The organism is Streptomyces ossamyceticus, from assembly GCF_001418475.1.
Taxonomy (GTDB): Bacteria; Actinomycetota; Actinomycetes; order Streptomycetales; family Streptomycetaceae; genus Streptomyces; species Streptomyces ossamyceticus.
Window position 1 is genome coordinate 1 of record NZ_LIQX01000950.1, and the last position, 4,578, is coordinate 4,578.

Genomic DNA, 4,578 nt, shown 5'->3' on the forward strand with positions numbered 1-4,578 from the left:
CCCTTACCGGACCCGGACCCACCCCGTCCGTGCCCCCACAGGACGCTAAGCCGGAATCATCCACTCCGACCCTCCCCTATCAGGACATTGCGAACTCTTTAGACACTCCCCGTTCCCGTCGTCGCCCCGTAACGTGTGCCGCGACCAGACGGAACGCCGGCACGCACGAGAGCGAGGCAGCACCCCATGCCCCCCTTCGACGTCCCCGAAGGCCACCCCTTCGGCCCGCACAACCTCCCCTACGGCGTCTTCTCCCTCTCGGGCTCCGACACCCGCACCGTCGGCGTCCGCCTGGGCGACCACGTCCTGGACGCGGCGGCGGCGGCCCGCGCCCTGGGCTCCCCGTACGCCGCCCTCCTCGGCCACCCCACCCTCAACCCCCTCCTCGCAGCGGGCCGCACCGCCTGGTCGGACGTCCGCCGGGCCCTCACGGGTTGGGTGACGGTCCCCTCCCACCGCGAGACGATCAGCCCCTTCTTCCACCCCCTCAGCGAGGTCACGCTCCACCTCCCCTTCGAGGTCGCCGACTACGTCGACTTCTACGCCTCGGAGAACCACGCCCGGAACGTCGGCCAGATCTTCCGCCCCGACTCACCGGACCCTCTGACCCCCAACTGGAAGCACCTGCCGATCGGCTACCACGGCCGGTCCGGCACCGTTGTGGTCTCCGGCACCGAGGTGGTACGCCCCTCCGGCCAGCGCAAGGCGCCCGCGGACCCGGCCCCGGTCTTCGGCCCCTCGGTCCGCCTCGACATCGAGGCGGAGGTCGGCTTCGTCGTGGGCACGCCCACCCGCATGGGCCACCCGGTGCCCCTCTCCGGTTTCCGGGACCACGTCTTCGGCGTGACCCTCCTCAACGACTGGTCGGCCCGCGACCTCCAGGCCTGGGAGTACGTCCCGCTGGGCCCCTTCCTCGGCAAGTCCTTCGCCACGTCCGTCTCGGCGTGGATCACCCCCCTGGACGCCCTCGACGAGGCCCGCGTGACCCCGCCGTCCCGCACCCACGACCTCCTGCCCTACCTGGACGACTCCACCGAGGACCCCGGCGGCTACGACCTCCGCATCTCGGTCGCCGTCAACGGCCATGTGGTCGCGGAGCCCCCCTTCTCCACCATGTACTGGACCGCCGCCCAGCAACTGGCCCACATGACGGTCAACGGGGCCTCCCTGCGCACCGGCGACCTCTACGGTTCCGGCACGGTCAGCGGCCCCGCCGCGAACCAGCGGGGCTCCCTCCTGGAACTCACCTGGAACGGCCGCGACCCCCTGGACCTCCCCACCGGCAAACGCACGTTCCTGGAGGACGGCGACGAGGTCACCCTCACGGCCTGGGCCCCCGGCCCGAACGGCACGAGGATCGCCCTGGGCGAGGTGACAGGCAGGATCACACCGTCACCGCAGGAGGCATAGCCCCCCGGGGCCTCGGCCGCTTCCCCGCCGGATCGACCACGTCACGACCGGCGGGACCACCTCCGGGAATCAGCCGGAGCCACGGCGGGCGGGCCGCCCACGCACGGAAGGGGCCGTGCCGGTGTCTCAAGCCCGTCGCATGGAGAAGCCCGGAGAACAACTCCCCCCGAACCCCCGAGCAGTAGGGCACCGAGCGACGGGCTGACACACCGGCACGGCCCCACCCCCAACGCACCGCACGCGCCCCACACCCAACGCCGCCTCACCAGAGCGCCGACCCCGACCCTAGGCCCAGTCGTCGTACTCGGGCTCCGGCTCGTCCTCCGGCCAGTCGAAGGAGCCGTCCGCACCCCCGGCGTCCCCTTCGCGCGCCGAGCCAGCGGCCGTTTCGGAAGCCACCGACGAGCCTGCCGATCCTCCGGAAGCCGCCGCCGAGCCTGCCGCCGCCCCCGTGGACGCGGTCGGCGGTGTCTCCTGGGACGTCCCGCCGCCGAGCGACGCGAGCACCCCGAGCACGCCCTCCCCGTACGTGGCCAGCTTCTTCTCACCGATGCCGCTGATGGTGCCGAGTTCGGCCACGGACGTGGGGCCGAGCGAGGCGATCTCCCGGAGCGTGGCGTCGTGGAAGATCACATAGGCCGGGACGCCCTGTTCGCGGGCCTGCTCGGCGCGCCACGCCCGCAACGCCTCGAAGACCGGCAGCAGTTCCTCCGGCAGCTCCGCGACGGCCGCCTTGGACTTCCGCTCACCGCGCCCGGACCCCGACGAACCCGAACCCGAACCCGACGCCGACCGCGAGGTCACCGGCTTCTTCGGCTCCTTGCGCAGCGCCACCTCCCGCTCCCGCCGCAGCACCACCCCGCTGTCCTCGGTGAGCACCAGCGTGCCGTACTCCCCCTCCACCGCGAGCAGTCCCTGCGCGAGCAACTGCCGTACGACACCGCGCCATTCACCCTCGGACAGCTCCGCGCCGATCCCGAAGACAGACAGTTGGTCGTGGTCGAACTGGATGACCTTGGCCGTCCGCTTGCCCAGCAGGATGTCGACGATCTGCACGGCCCCGAACTTCTGCCCGCGCTCCCGCTGCAACCGCACCACCGTGGACAGCACCTTCTGCGCCGCGACGGTGCCGTCCCAGGTCTCCGGCGGTACGAGGCAGGTGTCGCAGTTGCCGCAGCCGCCGGGGTTCGGTTCCTGGCCGAAGTAGCGCAGGAGCTGTCCGCGCCGGCACTGGGCGGTCTCGCAGAGCGCCAGCATGGCGTCGAGGTGGGCGGCGGCCCGGCGGCGGAACGCCTCGTCGCCCTCCGAGCCCTGGATGAGCTTGCGCTGCTGAATGACGTCGTTCAGCCCGTACGCCATCCAGGCCGTGGACGGCAGCCCGTCGCGTCCGGCGCGGCCGGTCTCCTGGTAGTAGCCCTCGACCGACTTCGGCAGGTCCAGGTGGGCGACGAACCGTACGTCGGGCTTGTCGATGCCCATGCCGAAGGCGATCGTGGCGACGACCACGAGCCCTTCCTCGCGCAGGAACCGCGACTGGTGCGCCGCGCGGGTGCCCGCGTCGAGCCCGGCGTGGTACGGCACCGCCCGGATGCCGTTGCCGCTCAGGAACTCGGCCGTCCGCTCGACCGAGTTGCGGGACAGGCAGTAGACGATGCCGGCGTCGCCCGGGTGCTCCTGCCTCAGGAAGGACAGCAACTGCTTCTTCGGGTCGGCCTTCGGCACGATCCGGTACTGGATGTTGGGCCGGTCGAAGCTGGCCTCGAAGTGCCGTGCGTGCGGCATGGCGAGCCGCTCGGTGATCTCCCGGTGCGTGGCGCGGGTCGCGGTGGCCGTGAGCGCGATACGCGGGACGTCGGGCCAGCGCTCCCCCAGCAGCGACAGGGTCAGGTAGTCGGGCCGGAAGTCATGTCCCCACTGGGAGACGCAGTGCGCCTCGTCGATCGCGAAGACGGAGACCTTGCCGCGGGCGAGGAGGTCGAGGGTGGCGTCGATGCGCAGCCGCTCGGGGGCCAGGTAGAGCAGGTCCAGTTCGCCGGCGAGGAACTGGGCCTCGACGACGCGCCGCTCGTCGAAGTCCTGCGTGGAGTTGATGAACCCCGCCTGCACGCCGAGGGCCCGCAGGGCGTCCACCTGGTCCTGCATCAGCGCGATCAGGGGGGAGACCACGATGCCCGTGCCGGGGCGGACCAGGGCCGGGATCTGGTAGCAGAGGGACTTGCCGCCGCCGGTCGGCATGAGGACGACGGCGTCACCGCCCGCCACCACATGGTCGATGATCGCTTCCTGCTCGCCCCGGAAGGCGCCGTAGCCGAAGACGCGGTGGAGCACGGCCAGGGCCTCGCTCTCCGCCGGCCGCCCTGCGCCCGGACCCGCCGCCGGCGCCGTCCCGCTGTCGTCCGCCCAGGGGGTGGTCGGGGCGTCCTCGCCGTCGTCCGGCCCTGCCGTCGTCCTGCCGTCGTCCGCCATCACACTCGTCCCGCCCGTCCCGATCATCGTCCGTCCCCCGTGCTTGCGTGCACCGTGCCTCGCGCCCCGGGCTCCGTGCCGACCGCGCTTCCTCCAGCCCCTGCCACGATAGGCGCCCGCACCGACAGCCTCAGAGTTATCCACAGGCTCCACTCTTCAGAGACCTCGGGTCCCACCCCCCGGAGTCCTTGCCCTGAGGCCGCGTCTCAGGCCTATCGGACGCCCCGCAGGGCAGGCACCCCGGGGCCGGGCGATGCTGACGCGGGAGGGGGAGGCCCGCCACCGCACGCCTCGGGCGACGCCGCCGCGCGCCCCCCTTGTTCCCGCAAGGAGCTCCGCGGCATGTCCCCTTGAAGGCCGTCCGCCTGAAGGCCGTCCGCACCCCCGCCCTGGCCACCGCCGTCACGTTCCCCGCGGCCCCCGCCCACGCCGACAGCCCGTACGACCCTTCGCCGGCCGCCTGGCACGAGCCGGGCGAGACCTACCTCACGACGTCGCGGTAGGGGTACGAGCCGTTCGCCGCGCCCCGACGGGTACATCGACACCAAGGAGTAGCGCGGTCCTGCCCCATCGGCAGACCGAGACCCACCCCCTGAGCCCGACACCCTCCCGGCGCCCCCACCGGCACCGGCGCCACGCACGCGAAAGGGACCCGGCCCCCGAGGGCCTGGTCCCTTTCGCGTGCGTGGCGCCGGTGCCGGT

At 72.7% G+C, this 4,578-nt stretch carries 3 protein-coding genes; 2 read left to right on the forward strand and 1 reads right to left on the reverse strand.

The features are described from left to right. The first annotated feature begins 186 nt into the window (after positions 1–186). Positions 187–1,410: a fumarylacetoacetase gene (fahA, locus tag AOK15_RS40875; RefSeq protein WP_055524290.1), complete on the forward strand. Its 1,224-nt coding sequence runs from the start codon at positions 187–189 to the stop codon at positions 1,408–1,410. 285 nt (positions 1,411–1,695) lie between these two features. Here the strand turns inward: fahA and recQ are convergent, their stop codons facing one another. Next, complete coding sequence (gene recQ / locus AOK15_RS40880; protein WP_240508834.1) at positions 1,696–3,903, reverse strand: DNA helicase RecQ; 2,208 nt, start codon at positions 3,901–3,903, stop codon at positions 1,696–1,698. Between the two features lie 323 nt (positions 3,904–4,226). On the opposite strand from recQ, the gene AOK15_RS45455 reads away from it, so the two are divergent. Next, positions 4,227–4,379 (forward strand): hypothetical protein, encoded by a 153-nt coding sequence (locus AOK15_RS45455; RefSeq protein WP_157870535.1) that lies wholly within the window; start codon positions 4,227–4,229, stop codon positions 4,377–4,379. Positions 4,380–4,578 lie beyond the last annotated feature (199 nt).

What these genes read in the sequence shown, in the direction of transcription:
- fahA (WP_055524290.1), top strand. Translation starts at nt 187, where the DNA reads ATGCCCCCCTTCGACGTCCCCGAAGGCCACCCCTTCGGCCCGCACAAC.
- recQ (WP_240508834.1), bottom strand. Translation starts at nt 3,903, where the DNA reads ATGATCGGGACGGGCGGGACGAGTGTGATGGCGGACGACGGCAGGACG.